This is a genomic window from Agrobacterium sp. 22-210-1, from assembly GCF_053522525.1.
Window position 1 is genome coordinate 21,099 of record NZ_JBNWCI010000003.1, and the last position, 16,510, is coordinate 37,608.

At 58.4% G+C, this 16,510-nt stretch carries 10 protein-coding genes; 9 read left to right on the forward strand and 1 reads right to left on the reverse strand.

All coding sequences use genetic code 11. The annotated features are described in order from the left end of the window. Positions 1-35 precede the first annotated feature (35 nt). The 5 genes from ACQZ5F_RS18480 to ACQZ5F_RS18500 all read left to right on the forward strand — a co-directional run bounded on the left by ACQZ5F_RS18480 (position 36) and on the right by ACQZ5F_RS18500 (position 11,834). Positions 36-8,582 (forward strand): autotransporter-associated beta strand repeat-containing protein, encoded by an 8,547-nt coding sequence (locus tag ACQZ5F_RS18480; RefSeq protein WP_448739322.1) that lies wholly within the window; start codon positions 36-38, stop codon positions 8,580-8,582. Between the two features lie 2 nt (positions 8,583-8,584). Next, complete coding sequence (locus ACQZ5F_RS18485) at positions 8,585-9,376, forward strand: SapC family protein (protein WP_448730644.1); 792 nt, start codon at positions 8,585-8,587, stop codon at positions 9,374-9,376. Then, positions 9,373-10,053 (forward strand): invasion associated locus B family protein, encoded by a 681-nt coding sequence (locus ACQZ5F_RS18490; protein WP_448730645.1) that lies wholly within the window; start codon positions 9,373-9,375, stop codon positions 10,051-10,053. The genes ACQZ5F_RS18485 and ACQZ5F_RS18490 overlap by 4 nt, the downstream gene beginning before the upstream one ends. Before the next feature lie 320 nt (positions 10,054-10,373). Continuing rightward, entirely contained in the window at positions 10,374-10,871 is a 498-nt protein-coding gene (locus tag ACQZ5F_RS18495; RefSeq protein ID WP_448730646.1) for a MucR family transcriptional regulator, read from the forward strand. Next, complete coding sequence (locus tag ACQZ5F_RS18500; protein WP_448730647.1) at positions 10,872-11,834, forward strand: LysR family transcriptional regulator; 963 nt, start codon at positions 10,872-10,874, stop codon at positions 11,832-11,834. A 50-nt stretch (positions 11,835-11,884) separates the two neighbouring features. Here the strand turns inward: ACQZ5F_RS18500 and ACQZ5F_RS18505 are convergent, their stop codons facing one another. Beyond that, a complete protein-coding gene (locus ACQZ5F_RS18505) occupies positions 11,885-12,148 on the reverse strand; it encodes a helix-turn-helix domain-containing protein (RefSeq protein WP_448730648.1) in 264 nt (87 codons plus the stop codon). Between the two features lie 106 nt (positions 12,149-12,254). On the opposite strand from ACQZ5F_RS18505, the gene ACQZ5F_RS18510 reads away from it, so the two are divergent. The 4 genes from ACQZ5F_RS18510 to trbB all read left to right on the forward strand — a co-directional run bounded on the left by ACQZ5F_RS18510 (position 12,255) and on the right by trbB (position 16,492). Continuing rightward, positions 12,255-12,554, forward strand: a complete 300-nt coding sequence (locus ACQZ5F_RS18510) for a DNA -binding domain-containing protein (RefSeq protein ID WP_448730649.1) — start codon at positions 12,255-12,257, stop codon at positions 12,552-12,554. 116 nt (positions 12,555-12,670) lie between these two features. After that, the gene (locus ACQZ5F_RS18515) at positions 12,671-14,662 is read left to right on the forward strand and encodes a conjugal transfer protein TraG (protein WP_448730650.1); all 1,992 of its coding nucleotides are present in this window, start codon (positions 12,671-12,673) and stop codon (positions 14,660-14,662) included. Positions 14,663-14,673: 11 nt separating this feature from the next. Further along, the gene (locus ACQZ5F_RS18520) at positions 14,674-15,105 is read left to right on the forward strand and encodes a ribbon-helix-helix domain-containing protein (protein ID WP_448730651.1); all 432 of its coding nucleotides are present in this window, start codon (positions 14,674-14,676) and stop codon (positions 15,103-15,105) included. A 400-nt stretch (positions 15,106-15,505) separates the two neighbouring features. After that, a complete protein-coding gene (trbB, locus tag ACQZ5F_RS18525) occupies positions 15,506-16,492 on the forward strand; it encodes a P-type conjugative transfer ATPase TrbB (protein ID WP_448730964.1) in 987 nt (328 codons plus the stop codon). Positions 16,493-16,510 lie beyond the last annotated feature (18 nt).

Here is a 16,510-nt window from a genome sequence, read left to right on the forward strand (position 1 = left end):
AAATTCAATCAAAGACTAAATCAAGGTAGACACACATGAAAATCAGTACAGATGGTCAAAGCCGTTCCCACTCCCTAAAAGATCTGCTGCTTTCAAGTGTGTGTGCCAGCGTTTTGGCTCTGTCCTGCGTTCCTGAGATCGCGCGTGCGGATGAAAACGTTGTCAATGCCATCGGTACGACGATCAACGTAACCGGAGGTGACATTTCAACCACTGGTGACGGAGATCCAACGGTCACGGCAGACCATCAGGGCACGGTGACCCTATCTGACGTCACGATCACGACGCAAGGACATAGCTCCCACGGGCTTTACGCTAACGATGGTTCCACCATTTCGATCACCGATAGCGCGATCACCACAGAAGGATACAATGGACGTGGTGTTTACGCCATCGGTGGATCCTCGATTACCCTGACAGATACGAATATCTGGACGTTTGGCGGTGCAGCTGCTGGTATCTTTGCGGTTGGAAGCGGTACAAATGTTGACGCAACGAACGTGAATATCTCGACCACAGGAAGCTCTGGAAATGGAGTTTTCGCTTTTGAAGATGCTGTAGTCACGATCGACGGCGGGAAGCTGGATGTGGCGGGTGATGGTGTCCCCTTAAACTTTATTGATGTTGTCGGTTTGAGAGCTTCATTTGGCGGGCAGATTAGCGCCGAAGATCTCGAAATCAATATGGCGGGCCAAAACGTCATAGGGCTTTCGGCTTCCGGTGTATCGGGAAGCCTAGTGTCGCCCTCCGTTACACTAACCGGGAGTAGCGGCACTTTTACCGGGATGAATAGCACGGGCGGAAAAGTTGCCGACGGCGGTTCCATTACACTAACCGGGAGTAGCGGCACTTTTACCGGGATGAATAGCACGGGCGGAAAAGTTGCCGACGGCGGTTCCATTACACTGGATCACTCGAAGTTGACGGTGGAAAACGGCGTTGGTTTCGTCATGATCGACGATGCTTCGGCGACTTTGATCAACTCAACGGTCACATCGAGTGCGCGGACTTTTGATACCACGTTTTTCGAAAGCGGGATGTCCCAGCAAATTATAGTCGATGGCGAGTCTCGTATCATCAACACAGAGGATCTTACGCTTCTCCAGGTAGGTCGCCTGAATGATGGATCGGACGGTGAGGTGAAACTTACGATCCGGGGCGGTTCTTCAGTTGAAGGGAGCGTTTTTGATGAAGATTATAGAGACGGGAATGGAAATACGACCGTCGTAATCGAAAATGCTTCTCTGACCGGTATGATGAAGGGCGTTCAAAACTTGGAACTGTCCAAAGGTGGTGCGTGGAATGCCACATTTGACAGCACTGTCGACCAGATTTCGCTCGGAGAAGGGGGCGGAAAGATCGGTGCCACAGGTTTCGATGTAACGCTAGCGGCGCCTATTTCCGGCCCTGGTGGGCTCACCACGACGGGAGACAAAATATTAACGCTCACCGGAAACAGCACTTTCGAAGGCGGCCTAACAATCGAGTCGGGCACTGTTCGTTTCGGCAATGGAGGGACCAGTGGAGCCTACGGCGGCAACATCGTCAATAATGCAACCCTGGTGATCGACCGCTCCAATGGCATCATCTACAACGGTGAAATTTCTGGGAGCGGGAACGCGATCAAGAAGGGTTTGGGCACTCTCACACTGACCGGCGAAAATTCATCCGACGGAGTTTTAACCATAGAGCGTGGCACAGTAAGGGTCGGGGACGGTGGCACCACTGGCTCGATCGCGGGCGACGTTATCAACAATTCTAGCTTGGTGTTCGATCGGTCTAACGCCGTTAACTTCGCCGGCGATATATCGGGCGACGGGAAGGTTATCAATCAGGGCGATGGCAATGTGACGCTAGGAGGTGCCAATACCTACAAGGGCGGCACGACGATCAAGACCGGTGCTCTGACCGGTACGGTCAAGAGCTTTGGTTCCGGCGACATTGCCGACGATGGTCTATTGGTCATCAATCAGGCGACCGACGCCAGCTTTTCCAATGTCATCTCCGGCGACGGCAAGGTGACCAAGGAGGGTGCCGGCAATGTGACGCTGGCCGATGCCAACACCTACAAGGGTGGCACGACGATCAAGACCGGTGCTCTGACCGGCACGGTCAAGAGCTTCGGCGAGGGTAACATTGCCGACGATGGCACTCTGGTCATCAATCAGGCAACCGACGCCAGCTTCTCCAATGTCATCTCCGGCGACGGCAAGGTGACGAAGGAGGGTGCCGGCAATGTGACGCTGGCCGATGCCAACACCTACAAGGGCGGCACGACGATCAAGACCGGCGCTCTGACCGGTACAGTCAAGAGCTTCGGCGAGGGCAATATCGCCAACGGTGGTACCCTGGTGATCAATCAGGCAACCGACGCCGTCTTCTCCAATGTCGTCTCCGGCGACGGCAAGGTAACCAAGGAGGGTGCCGGCAATGTGACGCTGGCCGATGCCAACACCTACAAGGGCGGCACGACGATCAAGACCGGTGCTCTAACCGGTACGGTCAAGAGCTTCGGCGAGGGCAATATCGCCAATGATGGTGGCCTGGTGATCGATCAGGACGATGACGCCCGCTTCTCCAATGCCATCACCGGAAGCGGCAAACTCACCAAGGACGGTGCGGGCAACGTGACGCTGGCCGATGCCAACACCTACAGTGGCGGCACGACGATCAAGACCGGCGCACTGACCGGTACCGTAGCCAGCTTCGGCGAGGGCAATATCGCCAACGGTGGTACCCTGGTCATCAATCAGGCAACCGACGCCGTCTTCTCTAATGTCGTCTCCGGCGACGGCAATGTGACCAAGGAGGGTGCCGGTAATGTGACGCTGGCGGAAGCTAACACTTACAAGGGCGGCACGACGATCAAGACCGGCGCTCTGACCGGTACGGTCAAGAGCTTCGGCGAGGGCAAAATTGCCAACGATGGCACCCTGGTCATTAATCAGACGACCGACGCCAGCTTCTCCAATATCATCTCCGGCGACGGCAAGGTCACCAAGGAGGGTGCCGGTGATGTGACGCTGGCGGATGCCAACACCTACAAGGGCGGCACGACGATCAAGACCGGCGCTCTGACCGGTACAGTCAAGAGCTTCGGCGAGGGCAATATTGCCAACGATGCCACCCTGGTGATCAATCAGGCGACCGACGCCAGCTTCTCCAATGTCATCTCCGGCGACGGCAAGGTCACAAAGGAGGGTGCCGGCAATCTGACGCTGACCGGCGACAATACCTATACCGGTGGCACGACCGTCTCTGCTGGAATGCTGCGCATCGGCAACGGTGGTACGACCGGTTCGATCGTTGGCAATGTCGTTGATAACGCCAGCCTGATCTTCGACCGCTCCGACACCCTTACGTTTGGCGGTGTTATCTCCGGCGCGGGCGACCTGAAGCAGGCCGGCACTGGCACTCTAACCCTGACCGGCGAGAACACCTTCATCGGTGGCACGACGGTTGCGGCCGGAACACTGCGCATCGGCAACGGTGGCGAGAGCGGCTGGATTGTCGGGAATGTCCTCGATAACGCCAGCCTGGTTTTCGACCGCTCTGACGAACGGACATTCGGCGGGGTTATCTCTGGCGACGGTAAGGTCACGAAAGAAGGCGGCGGCACCCTGACCTTGACCGGCGAGAACATCTACGCCGGTGACACCACCGTCTCGGCTGGAACGCTTCGCATCGGGAATGGCGGTACGACCGGCTCCATCGTTGGGAATGTGATCGACAACGCCGACCTCGTCTTCGATCGCAGCGCCGATCTCGCCTTCGCAGGCGACATCTTTGGTAGTGGCCGTTTGGGTGTCAATGGCGGCATGACCTTGACGCTAACAGGCGACACCTCAATCCTCGGTGACACGACGGTTCTGGGCAGCACGCTCAAGATCGGCAACGGCGGAACCACCGGCTCGATCAGCGGCAATATTGCCACCGACGATCCGGACTACACCGGATCGGCAGGCCATGTGGTCTTCGACCGCTCCAATGCAATCACCTACGGCGGAGCCATCTCCGGCGCGGGCGACCTGAAGCAGGCCAGCATCGGCACTCTGACCTTAACTGGCGAGCACACCTACACTGGTGGCACCACTGTCTCGGCTGGAACGCTGCGCATCGGCGAAGGCGGTGTAAGCGGTTGGATCGTCGGGAACGTCTTCGATAACGCCAGCCTGATCTTCGACCGCTCTGACGAACGGACGTTCGGCGGTGTCATCTCCGGCGATGGCCAGGTGACCCAGCAGGGCATCGGCACTTTGACCTTAACTGGCGAGAACACCTACACCGGTGGCACGACCGTCTCGGCTGGAACGCTTCGCATCGGCAACGGTGGTACGACCGGCTCCATCGTTGGTGACGTTGTCGACAACGCCGACCTCGTCTTCGACCGCAGCGACGATCTCGCTTTTGCCGGCGATATTTCCGGCAGCGGTCGGTTCGCAGTCAATGGCGGCATGACCTTGACGCTGACCGGCGACAACACCGTGACCGGTGGTACGACGGTTCTGGGCAGCACGCTCAAGATCGGCAACGGCGGAGCCACCGGCTCGATCAGCGGCAATATTGCCACCGACGATCCGGACTACACCGGATCGGCAGGCCATGTGGTCTTCGACCGCTCCGATGCAATCACCTATGACGGAGTCATCTCCGGCGCGGGTGACCTGAAGCAGGCAGGCACTGGCACACTGATCGTGACCGGCGAGAACACCTTCACCGGTGGCACGACTGTTGCGGCTGGAACGCTGCGCATCGGCGATGGCGGTACGAGCGGCTCCATTGTTGGCAATGTCGTTGATAACGCCAGCCTGGTCTTCGACCGCTCTGACGCCCGTACGTTCAGCGGTGTCATCTCCGGCGATGGCCAGGTGACAAAGCAGGGCATTGGCACTCTGACCTTAACTGGCGAGAACACCTTCACCGGTGGCACGACTGTTGCGGCTGGAACGCTGCGCATCGGCAACGGTGGTGAAAGCGGTTGGATCCTCGGGAATGTTCTCGATAACGCCAGCCTGGTCTTCGACCGCTCCGACGCCCGTACGTTCGGCGGGGTTATCTCCGGCAACGGTCAGATGACAAAGCAGGGCGACGGAACCCTAACGCTCACTGCCGACAATACCTATGCCGGTGGCTCGACCGTCTCGGCTGGAACGCTGCGCATCGGCAACGGTGGTACGACCGGTTCGATCGTCGGGAACGTCCTCGATAACGCCAGCCTGGTCTTCGATCGCTCTGACGAACAGACGTTCCGCGGTGTCATCTCCGGCAACGGTCAGATGACCCAACAGGGCATCGGCACTTTGACCTTAACTGGCGAGAACACCTACACTGGTGGCACGACCGTCTCGGCCGGAACGCTTCGCATCGGCAACGGTGGTACGACCGGCTCCATCGTTGGCGACGTCATCGACAACGCCGACCTCGTCTTCGACCGCAGTGCCGATCTCGCCTTCGCAGGCGATATCTCCGGCAGTGGTCGGTTCGCAGTCAATGGCGGCATGACTTTGACGCTGACCGGCGACAACACCGTGACCGGTGGCACAACGGTTCTGGGCAGCACGCTTAAGATCGGCAACGGCGGAACCATCGGTTCGATCAGCGGCAATATTGCCACTGACGATCCGGACTACCCAGGATTGACAGGCCATGTGGTCTTCGACCGCTCCAATGAGATCACCTACGGCGGCGTCATATCCGGCGCGGGTGACCTGAAGCAGGCCGGCACTGGCACACTGACCCTGACCGGCGAGAACACCTTCACCGGTGGCACGAGGGTTGCGGCTGGAACGCTGCGCATCGGCGATGGCGGTACGAGCGGCTCCATTGTTGGCAATGTTGTTGATAACGCCAGCCTGGTCTTCGACCGCTCCGACGCCCGTACGTTCAGCGGGGTTATCTCTGGCAACGGTCAGATGACAAAGCAGGGCGACGGAACCCTGACGCTCACTGCCGACAATACCTATACCGGTGGCACCACTGTCTCGGCAGGAACGCTTCATATCGGCAACGGTGGTACGAACGGTTGGATCGTCGGAAACGTCCTCGATAACGCCAGCCTGGTTTTCGACCGCTCTGACGAACGGACGTTCGGCGGGGTTATCTCTGGCGACGGTAAGGTAACGAAAGAAGGCGATGGCACTCTGACCTTTACCGGCGAGAACACCTATGCCGGTGGCACGACCGTCTCGGCTGGAACGCTTCGCATCGGCAATGGCGGTACGACCGGCTCCATCGTTGGCGACGTTGTCGACAACGCCGACCTCGTCTTCGACCGCAGCGCCGATCTCGCCTTCGCAGGCGATATCTCCGGCAGCGGTCGGTTCGCAGTCAATGGCGGCATGACCTTGACGCTGACCGGCGACAACACCGTGATCGGTGGCACGATGGTTCTGGGCAGCACGCTCAAGATCGGCAACGGCGGAACCATCGGTTCGATCAGCGGCAATATTGCCACTGACGATCCGGACTACACTGGATCAGCAGGCCATGTGGTCTTCGACCGCTCCAATGAGATCACCTACGGCGGAGCCATCTCCGGCGCGGGTGACCTGAAGCAGGCAGGCACTGGCACACTGATCGTGACCGGCGAGAACACCTTCACCGGTGGCACGACGGTTGCAGCTGGAACGCTGCGCATCGGCAACGGTGGTGAGAGCGGCTGGATCATCGGGAATGTCGTCGATAACGCCAGCCTGGTCTTCGACCGCTTTGATGACCGTACATTTGGCGGCGTCATCTCGGGAGCAGGGCACGTTCGGAAGACTGGTTCTGGCACCCTGACGCTAACCGGCCTCAACACCTATGCCGGTGGCACCATGATTGATGCCGGCACGCTAATTGGTTCCGTTACCAGCTTTGGCTCAGGTCGTATCACCGACAACGCTGCTTTGATCATCAATCAAACAACGGACGCCACATTTGCCAATGTCATCGATGGCGACGGTTCCCTGACCAAGACAGGGTCTGGCACTCTCGAATTGACTGGGAACTCGTCATCATTCACCGGCTCGACCGACCTGTCTCAGGGCGGTCTCAAGGTGAACGGCTCGCTTGCTGGCTCCATTGTGACTGTCCGCAATGGCACGGTTCTGTCCGGTTCGGGTACGGTTGGTGGAGTTGTGGCCTTGTCCGGCTCAACGATCGCACCGGGCAACAGCCCTGGCACGCTGACAGTGGTCGGGAACTACAGCCAAGCAGTTGGCTCGACCTACCAAGCCGAGTTGACCCCCCGCACAAGCATTTCTGACAAGATTGCGGTGGGCGGCACAGCCGAGATTGTCAACGGAGCGATCCTTAACGTGTCCAAGTATGGCTCAAACTCGCCTTACGCGCTTGATGCCCATTATACGGTTTTGACTGCGACCGGAGGGGTGACCGGGACCTACATCCTGACCGGCAATACGTGGATTTCGACCTTCTATTCGATGGTTGCCGATTACGACGTGTCCAACGTCTACGTCGACGCCAAACAGACACGAGCCTTCTCAAGTGCTGGGAAATCGCGGAACCAGGTTGCCGTTGCGGACGGACTGCAGAGCCTGCCGACGGGCAATACCCTTCGCGATACGATCGCGATGTCGCAGACCGACGAGGAGGCACGCTCGGCCTTCAACCAGCTGACCGGGGAAGTCCACTCGTCGATCAAGGGAGCGGTTGTCGAGGATAGCCAATTCATTCGCAGCGCCGCGATTGATCGCCTCCGCTCAGCGTTCGAGACAGTCGGCGCGTCCGCAAACTCATCAGCGGCATACGGGGTTGACGGCCTTAGCGTTTGGTCGAACGGTTATGGATCTTGGCGCCAGACCGAGGGTGACGGCAATGCCGCAAGCATGAGCCACAACCTCGGCGGGTTTGTCGCAGGCGCGGATGCTCCAGTATTCGACAACTGGCGCCTTGGTGTTCTCGCGGGCTATGGCCATTCGAACTACAATGCCAATGAAAGGGCCTCATCAGGCAGCAGCGATAGCTATACCGTTGGCGCGTATGGCGGCACCCAGCTCGGCAATATCGGCCTTCGCTTCGGCACGGCCTATAGTTGGAACGACATCTCAACCAGCCGGAACGTCGGCTTCGCCGACCTCACCGACAGGCTCTCCGGCAAATACGACGCCGGTCTGTTCCAGGCCTTTGGTGAAGCGGGCTACCGGATGGATCTCGGCTCAGTCGCTTTCGAACCGTTCGCTGGCCTCGCTCATGTGAGCCTCGACAGTGACGGCTTCACCGAAAAGGGTGGCCTCGCTGGGTTGGCGACCAATGGCGGCTCTACTGACGTCACATTCTCAACGCTCGGGCTGCGTTCAGCAACCACCTTCGCGGTTGGCGAGTACTCCTTGACTGCCGCGGGCTCAGTCGCTTGGCGTCATGCCTATGGAAACACAACGCCGACGACCAACTTCAATTTTGCAGGCTCAGATGCATTTGGCATTGCCGGCCTGCCGATCGCCACGGATGCGGCCCTCATCGATCTGGGCCTCTCCACCAACCTCAATCCGAACGTATCGCTTGGCATCTCCTATACAGGCCAGTTTGCCAACGGCTCGCAGAGCCAGGGCGTTCGTGGAAACCTCAACGTGAAGTTCTGAAAATGACCAAAGCGAATTCAAAAACGATTGAACCCTCCAGCGATCTGCCGCTGTTTTACAAGAACCCGGTCCTGCTCCGCTTCGAGGAGCATCGGAATAAGGCGCTGAAACCGGAAAACGGTTTTGGCTTCAGCGCCGGAGCAAATGCAGTCCCGCTGCTCGTCGGCGAGTTTGCGCAGGCCGCCCGGTTCTTCCCAATCGTCTTCTCCAGCGCCGCACTTGCCAGACCTATGGCTGTGCTCGGGCTGAAGGAAGGCCAGAATCTGTTCCCCGCCCGGACCGGATTCTGGAAGGCCGGGACCTATGTCCCGGCCTACCTCCGCCGTTACCCGTTTATCGTAACCGACTTCACGGATCAGAGCGGTCAGCTGCTCGCCATTGACACAGCAAGCGACCGGTTCACCGACATCGGTTCAAGCGATGACGCCGAACCCCTTTTCGACGAGAAGGGTGGCCCGTCGCGAATGACTGCGGAAGCAATGGCCTTTTGCAACGCGTTCCACCAGGATCACCTGCGCGGCGAGAAATTCGGGGCCGCACTTCTCGATCAGGGGCTGCTGGTTCACCGCCACGCGAACATGCAGTTTCCCGATAACAGCCGTTACACACTGGATGGCTTCCAGGTTGTCGATGAAGAGAAATTTCGCTCGCTGGCCGATCCGGATCTTCTGCTCGACTGGCACCACAAAGGTTGGCTCGCCGCGATTACCCTTCACCTAGCTTCGATGAACAATTGGGAGACCTTGCTGCTCCTCAACGCCGAACAGAACACAGCCGAACAGGGAGCGGCATGAATATCATGGCCAAAATTGCTATTGCATCTCTTGCCGTCGCCACCCTTGGCGCAGCGGGAGCATTCTTCATGATAAACGTTCCAGAGGGCATGGCGAATTCCGGAACAGATACGGAGGGCGGTAAGCACATGCTGCGCCCGGCCGTCTCCGATACGGCCTCCCGCTTCGAGGTTGCGCAGGCGGCCACACCGCAAACGGCGAACCAGACATCGACACTGCCCGGCGGGGCGTCCTCCCTTCAGGAGAGCTACCAGGACTGGACAATCGTCTGCGCGACACAAGCCGCAGCGGATGGCAAAGCACCGGTGAAACGATGCGCGATGACCCAGCAGCAGACAACCCAGCAAGGTGGCCAACGGGTGTTGGCTGTTGAACTCAAGTCGGTCGGAGCCAACTTTGAAGCGTCCTTGTTTCTCCCGTTCGGCCTCGCATTGGAAAAGGGGGTGACGTTGCAGATCGACGATGGTCAGGTCACGCAGCCCTACCGCTTCCGCACTTGCCTCCCGGCAGGATGCTTGGTGCCCCTCACGTTCGATGCCGCGTACATTACTGCCTTGCAAAAGGGGATGTCGCTCAAGCTGAAAGCGGCCGCTGACGGTGGCGCTGACACACCATTTGCAATTTCCCTAAAGGGGTTTGGCACGGCGACGGCGCGATTAGCGGCGCTGGCCAAGTAAGACATAGGGAGCGCAGATGATCACACCAACTGCGCTCCAAAAACATCCAGCAGTGCCGCAATCTGAGGGAGCGTGTCGACGCAAGCGACATGCCAACGATCCCTTTGTGATCGCGATGATCTGCATTTGAAAATTTCCTTTAACAGAGACGCGCCGAGACAAGAGGTCGTCTCTGTGCGGGCAAAAAGGGGGAAGTCCATGTTGCGCATCAATCTTCTGCCGATCGCCATGTCGAGGAGAGAAAATCGGCTTAAGCGGGCATCCAGCGGCTCTCTTCGTGTTCGAGGAGGCTTCCGTTGAGGTGTGCGCAAGAAGCTGCAGTGAACCTCATTCAAAGCAGGGACGCGGAACATGACCGTCGTCTGCGGTCGGTAGCGCAGATCGTTGGGGCATTTGTTGCATCAAACCACGTGCAGGCAGAAGCTTTAGCTAATCTCATTCAATCCGTCGCGTCCTCGATCGATGCATGCCACGCGCGGATGTCACCGCACCAACAGCAAACCGTCCAGATCCCACGCAGCCCCGCCGTTCCCGTTGATCAGTCGGTCACAGACGACTGGATCATTTGCCTCGAAGACGGCGGCCGCTTCAAAAGCCTGAAGCGGCATCTTTCAAGCCACTATAATCTGACGCCTGACGAGTATCGCACCCGTTGGAAGCTACCCCCAAACTATCCGATGGTCGCGCCATCTTATGCCCGTCAACGTTCCATGCTTGCGAAGAAGTCAGGTCTCGGCAAGATCAGACAGAAAAGTCGCTCGAGTTCCCGTTTCCAACAGTCAACTTCCGGACTTGAGCCGGTGGAGGAGACCAACTGAATGCGCTGGGGCCGGTCGAGCCGTAAGCTCATGAAGCAGAACACGCCTGTAGACACACTTCGCGGAATTCCATTGATATCCTTGCGCTATGCGGTGGTGGTGTCCGAGGTGCTCAACTTTCGTCATGCAGCCAATGTTTTGGGCGCAACACAGTCGAGCGTCAGCGCGCGTATTAAGGGGCTGGAAGACGCGTTAGGGGTCATCCTCTTCGAACGCCGTTCTCGTGGCGTCCAGTTGACAGAGGCCGGACGGCGTTTTGTCGCCGAGGTCTCCGTTGGCATCGGTCATCTCGACCACGCGACTCTCACGGCAGGTGCCATTTCCTCAGGCGCCAAAGGCAAGCTTGCTATTGGCCTGATTTCTTCTCTCATGGGCAGTTTTGTCTGCGAATTGCGTTCGCGCTTCCGGGCTGCATTTCCCGACGTAGAACAAATTGTCATTGAAGGCGCCTCGGCGCAGATGGTGGCACTGGTTCGCAATGCGCGACTCGATCTGGCGCTCGTGCTCGATCCGATTGAAGCACCGGACTGCCATTCCTCCCGACTCTGGACCGAGTCTTACTTGGTCGCATTGCCGTCCTCGCACGCGCTCGCCAGGGCTGACGCTGTTAACTGGATCGATCTCGCGGCTGAACCTTTCCTATTGCGAACAGTTGGAGCTGGTCCGCAGCTTTTCGAGCATATCGTCCGGCGCATGGCCGAGCGAGGAAGGTCGCCTCATGTTCGCCGCTGTGAGGTCGGACGAGACACACTTTTTCACATGGTCGCCAATGCCGAGGGTGTTACGCTGGCTAGCGAATCTGTCCGTCGCTTGAACTGTCCTGATATCGTTCTCCGAACAATCGACGATGAAACCGAACGCGCTTGTTTCAGTGCGATATGGTCGCCCAATAACCATAATCCCGCATTGCGAAACATGCTTGATATTGCTTTCGCTCAGAGCAAGGCACACCCGTCCCACTAGCCCGAGCGGCTGTTTCGTTGCTGGTAGTCGCATAAGCTAAGGCTTCACGCTCACGCGACCTCCGGGCGCTTCTTCGGTGGGTTCGGCTCAATCTTAGCAAGGAGATCGCCGGCTGAAACGCTAAGAACTGAGGTGACATCTACAAATTCGACGACATCGAGACGCCGCTCGCCACGCTCATACTTGGCAACGAAGGATTGCGGTTTGCCGAGTGCGTCCGCCAACTCAGCCTGTGTCAGCCCTTTGGCCTTGCGCGCGTCCACGAGTAGAGATTGCAATAGGATCTGTCGGGGCGTACGCAACGATTTTTGCATCCAGGGCGGCTCTCCGTTGAAAAGGGGAAACCGTTCCGCTAATCCTGTTTTAGGATTATCCCATTTTGGGATTTAGCGGGACCAAACGTCCCTGGAGTGCCGTGCAATGCGGGAGCGTCCCGAGCTTGACCCGGATGTAGATGACCATGCGCCAACCGCGGACGTGATCACGGCTTATGACGAGGCACATTTCATAACTTATCTGCGCCTCCTGGACGCCGAACAGGAGGGGGCCGATTGGCAGGATGTCTCAATGGTTGTGCTCCACCGTGACCCGATCGCAGAAGCAGAGCGCACACGGTCCTGTTGGTGCAGCCATCTAGATCGCGCGCGCTGGATGACATCGACAGGCTATCGCAAGTTGCTCGAGCGGGCGGCAGCTAAGGCGCGACCTAAGGTACGCTGACCTTCCGTTTTCCGCTCAATTGTAACCGATACCCGCATGGCAGATATCGTCTCTTGCATCTCCATCTAACAGCTATTGTCTGATCGGCTCCGCATCGTTAGCGATTGGAGTTCTCTATGTCCGGAAGCCGTGTCCTGTGGGGACAAGTCACCACCGTTCTGTTGATCGTGCTTGCGGCGATTTGGATCGCTACGGAATGGACGGCGTGGCGCTTGGGCTTTCAGACCCAGCTCGGCCCGCCATGGTTTTCGATTGCACGCTGGCCGATCTACTATCCGCCGATCTTCTTCTGGTGGTGGTATTGCTACGATGCCTATGCGCCGTCGATTTTCGTAGAGGGCGCTTGCATCGCGGCATCCGGCGGTCTGATCGCAATCGTTGTCGCCATCGGCCTTTCGGTAATTCGCGCGCGAGCGGCGAAGAACATCACCACCTATGGCTCTGCACGGTGGGCCGAACACGATGAAATAAGTGCTGCTGGTTTGCTGGGTTCAGATGGCGTCGTGCTCGGGCGTCTGGAACATGAGTATCTCCGTCACGATGGGCCAGAGCATGTGCTGTGCTTCGCTCCGACCCGATCCGGGAAAGGCGTCGGCCTCGTCGTACCCACCCTACTCACTTGGCCGGGGAGCGTTATCGTTCACGACATCAAAGGCGAGAATTGGGGATTAACAGCGGGTTTTCGGGCGCAACATGGCCGCGTTTTGCTTTTTGATCCAACCGATCCAGGCTCCTCGGCTTACAATCCCTTGTTAGAGGTGCGGCGAGGCGACAAGGAAGTCCGCGATGTCCAGAACATTGCCGACATCCTCGTGGATCCCGAAGGCGCGCTCGATAAGCGGAACCACTGGGAAAAGACCAGCCATTCACTTCTGGTCGGCGCGATTTTGCATGTCCTCTATGCTGAGACGGACAAGACACTCGCCGGCGTCGCAAATTTCCTTTCCGATCCAAAGCGTCCCGTTGAGGCGACACTACGAGCCATGATGAGCACCCCGCATTTGGGGAGCGGCGGCGTCCATCCCGTGATCGCATCCTCGGCCCGCGAACTACTGAACAAGAGCGACAACGAACGGTCAGGCGTACTTTCTACAGCAATGTCGTTTCTCGGTCTCTACCGGGATCCGGTCGTTGCAAAGGTGACGGCTCGATGTGACTGGCGCATCGCAGATTTGGTAGGGTGTAGACAGCCGGTCAGCCTTTACCTCGTCATCCCACCGTCCGACATAAACCGCACCAAACCGCTCATCCGCCTCCTGCTCAACCAGGTCGGCCGTCGCCTTACAGAGGATCTGAGGGGGTCGGCGGACCGGCATCGCCTTCTCTTAATGCTGGACGAGTTTCCGGCTTTGGGTCGGCTGGACTTCTTTGAAAGCGCGCTCGCCTTCATGGCTGGCTACGGCATCAAGAGCTTTCTTATTGCGCAAAGCCTCAACCAGATCGAGAAAGCCTACGGTGTGAACAATAGCGTACTGGACAATTGTCATGTGCGCGTCGCATTCGCCACGAATGATGAACGCACCGCTAAACGAGTTTCTGATGCCCTCGGTACCGCGACCGAGATGCGCGATTCAACCAACTACGCCGGGCACCGCCTATCGCCTTGGCTCGGTCACCTGATGGTGTCGCGGCAGGAGACTGCTAGGCCACTACTGACGCCTGGAGAGGTCATGCAGCTTCCGTCGACTGACGAGTTGCTGCTTGTAGCAGGCGTGCCGCCTGTCCGAGCCAAGAAGGCGCGCTATTACGAAGATAGCCGCTTCCGTCAACGTATTCTGCCACCGCCAATGCCGAACGTTGCGGCAACGTCCGCGCCAGCACCGAATGATGATTGGTCCACACGGGTGATCCAAGCCACGTCGCCCAACTCTGGCCAGGTCGATTGGAATGGCACGTTCGCTGACCCGGCCAATTCCGGTATTCGACGCGAACCTGAACTCCCGGAATATGAAGAGATCGCCCCGGAACCGCGTCCTGATTTCAACGAGTTTGACGTCCTTGACGAGGATCCCGATCTCGATGCCGCCAAGGCCCGTCGCCTCCGAGTCCAGGTTATTTCGAATGCTCGACGTGCGGCGATGGACCCTGATGACGGGATCGAATTGTGAGGATCGATAGCATGCAAAACAAAACTCGTATGAATGTCTATTTCGCCCCGGACTTGCTCAAGAAGGTTGAAGGGCTGGCGCTCCGACGCAACGTTTCCAAATCGGCCGTGATCGAAGCAGCCGTTGCTTCTTTCCTCTCGGCAGACGCGTCAGAACGCCTGGAAGCGGTGTTTGCCCGCCGCATGGATCGAATGGGCCGCCAGATTGAGGGGTTGGATGAAGACCTCGCTATCCTCGGTGAGACACTTTCGTTGTTCATTCGTTTCTGGATGACTCTGACACCGCCTTTACCTGACAGTGCGGAAGCATCAGCCCGCGCGAAAGGCAACGAGCGGTTTGAGCGATTTCTTCAGTCGCTCGGTCGTAGGCTTGCGACTGGGGATCGTTTTCTCAGGGAGCGGTCGCGCGACATCGATGCGAAACGGGGAAGGGAGCCAGAATGAGTTTCGCAACTCCAGGAAACAAGATTATGGTTCCCGCCGTTGCTTCGGTGCGCCTCACCGCTTTGCTACAGACGCGCGACAGTTCGGCTGCCACATCGTTCTAGGTCTTCGTGAGAACGAGCGACGTGACACGTCAACCGGTTGGCTGACGGCCTAAAGCCAATGACCAAACTCTGAAGAATTGCTGCGGTGGCTCTAGGCGCCCGAAATTCCCAACCGCGCCGATTCTCGCCTTCTCCCGCCGGTCCCCGCAAGCCACCAGATACTTGTTGAACTAGCCCAAATTCGGGCTCTTTTAATCATCCCCATCGGGGGAGCGATTGTTTCCTCCCCGGCAAACCTTGGGGATCGGACAGTGGTGGCTCATTACAATAAGGATGGATTCACACGCGGCGCGCGGATGCTGCGCACCGCGCTTGGACCAGCCATTGCCCGCTTCCTCGAGGACCGCTCTGTTGTTGAGGTGATGCTCAATCCGGACGGGCGTATTTGGATCGACCGACTGGCCGAAGGACTTTCGGATAGCGGTGAGCGCCTCTCTCCGGACGATGGCGAACGAATTATTCGACTGGTCGCGCATCATGTTGGCGCAGAGGTTTACGCCGGAAGCCCACGCGTATCCGCTGAGCTGCCCGAAACGGGAGAGCGCTTCGAGGGGCTCCTTCCTCCTGTCGTGGCAGCTCCCGCTTTCGCAATCCGCAAGCCTGCGGTCGCCGTGTTTACCCTTGAAGACTACGTCCGCTCAGGAATTATGAGCGAACACGAAGCCAACATGTTGCGTGAGGCTGTCGCTTCCCGCGCCAACATACTTGTGGCTGGTGGCACCTCAACAGGCAAAACAACGCTCACCAACGCGCTCCTCGCAGAAGTCGCTAAGACCGGCGACCGCGTCGTCATCATTGAAGATACCCGCGAGCTGCAGTGTGCAGCGCCGAACCTTGTAGCGATGCGGACAAAACACGGTATCGCCTCGCTTTCCGACCTCGTTCGATCATCGCTACGACTTCGGCCCGACCGTATTCCGGTGGGCGAAGTGCGCGGTGCCGAAGCGCTCGACCTCCTCAAAGCGTGGGGCACTGGCCATCCCGGCGGCGTCAGCACGATCCACGCTGGAAGTGCAATCGGCGCGCTTCGTCGTCTGGAACAACTCATCCAAGAAGCGGTCGTCACCGTGCCACGCGCGCTGATCGCCGAGACGATCGATCTCGTGGCTGTCCTCACAGGTCGTGGTTCGCAGCGCCGCTTGTCAGAGCTCACTCGCATTGAGGGTCTCGGTGCCGACGGCGATTACCACGTCGTGCCCGTACGCGCTGCTGCGCTTTCTGTGGGCGCAACGGACCCTTCTCAACAACTCTTCATGCCAACCTCAATCGGAGAACACTCGTGACCCAGCCTCCGCGCGTTT

Excerpts from the sequence above, each read along its gene's own strand:
- ACQZ5F_RS18480 (WP_448739322.1), top strand. The coding sequence starts at position 36 with ATGAAAATCAGTACAGATGGTCAAAGCCGTTCCCACTCCCTAAAAGAT.
- ACQZ5F_RS18485 (WP_448730644.1), top strand. The coding sequence starts at position 8,585 with ATGACCAAAGCGAATTCAAAAACGATTGAACCCTCCAGCGATCTGCCG.
- ACQZ5F_RS18490 (WP_448730645.1), top strand. The coding sequence starts at position 9,373 with ATGAATATCATGGCCAAAATTGCTATTGCATCTCTTGCCGTCGCCACC.
- ACQZ5F_RS18500 (WP_448730647.1), top strand. The coding sequence starts at position 10,872 with ATGCGCTGGGGCCGGTCGAGCCGTAAGCTCATGAAGCAGAACACGCCT.
- ACQZ5F_RS18505 (WP_448730648.1), bottom strand. The coding sequence starts at position 12,148 with ATGCAAAAATCGTTGCGTACGCCCCGACAGATCCTATTGCAATCTCTA.
- ACQZ5F_RS18510 (WP_448730649.1), top strand. The coding sequence starts at position 12,255 with ATGCGGGAGCGTCCCGAGCTTGACCCGGATGTAGATGACCATGCGCCA.
- ACQZ5F_RS18515 (WP_448730650.1), top strand. The coding sequence starts at position 12,671 with ATGTCCGGAAGCCGTGTCCTGTGGGGACAAGTCACCACCGTTCTGTTG.
- ACQZ5F_RS18520 (WP_448730651.1), top strand. The coding sequence starts at position 14,674 with ATGCAAAACAAAACTCGTATGAATGTCTATTTCGCCCCGGACTTGCTC.
- trbB (WP_448730964.1), top strand. The coding sequence starts at position 15,506 with ATGCTGCGCACCGCGCTTGGACCAGCCATTGCCCGCTTCCTCGAGGAC.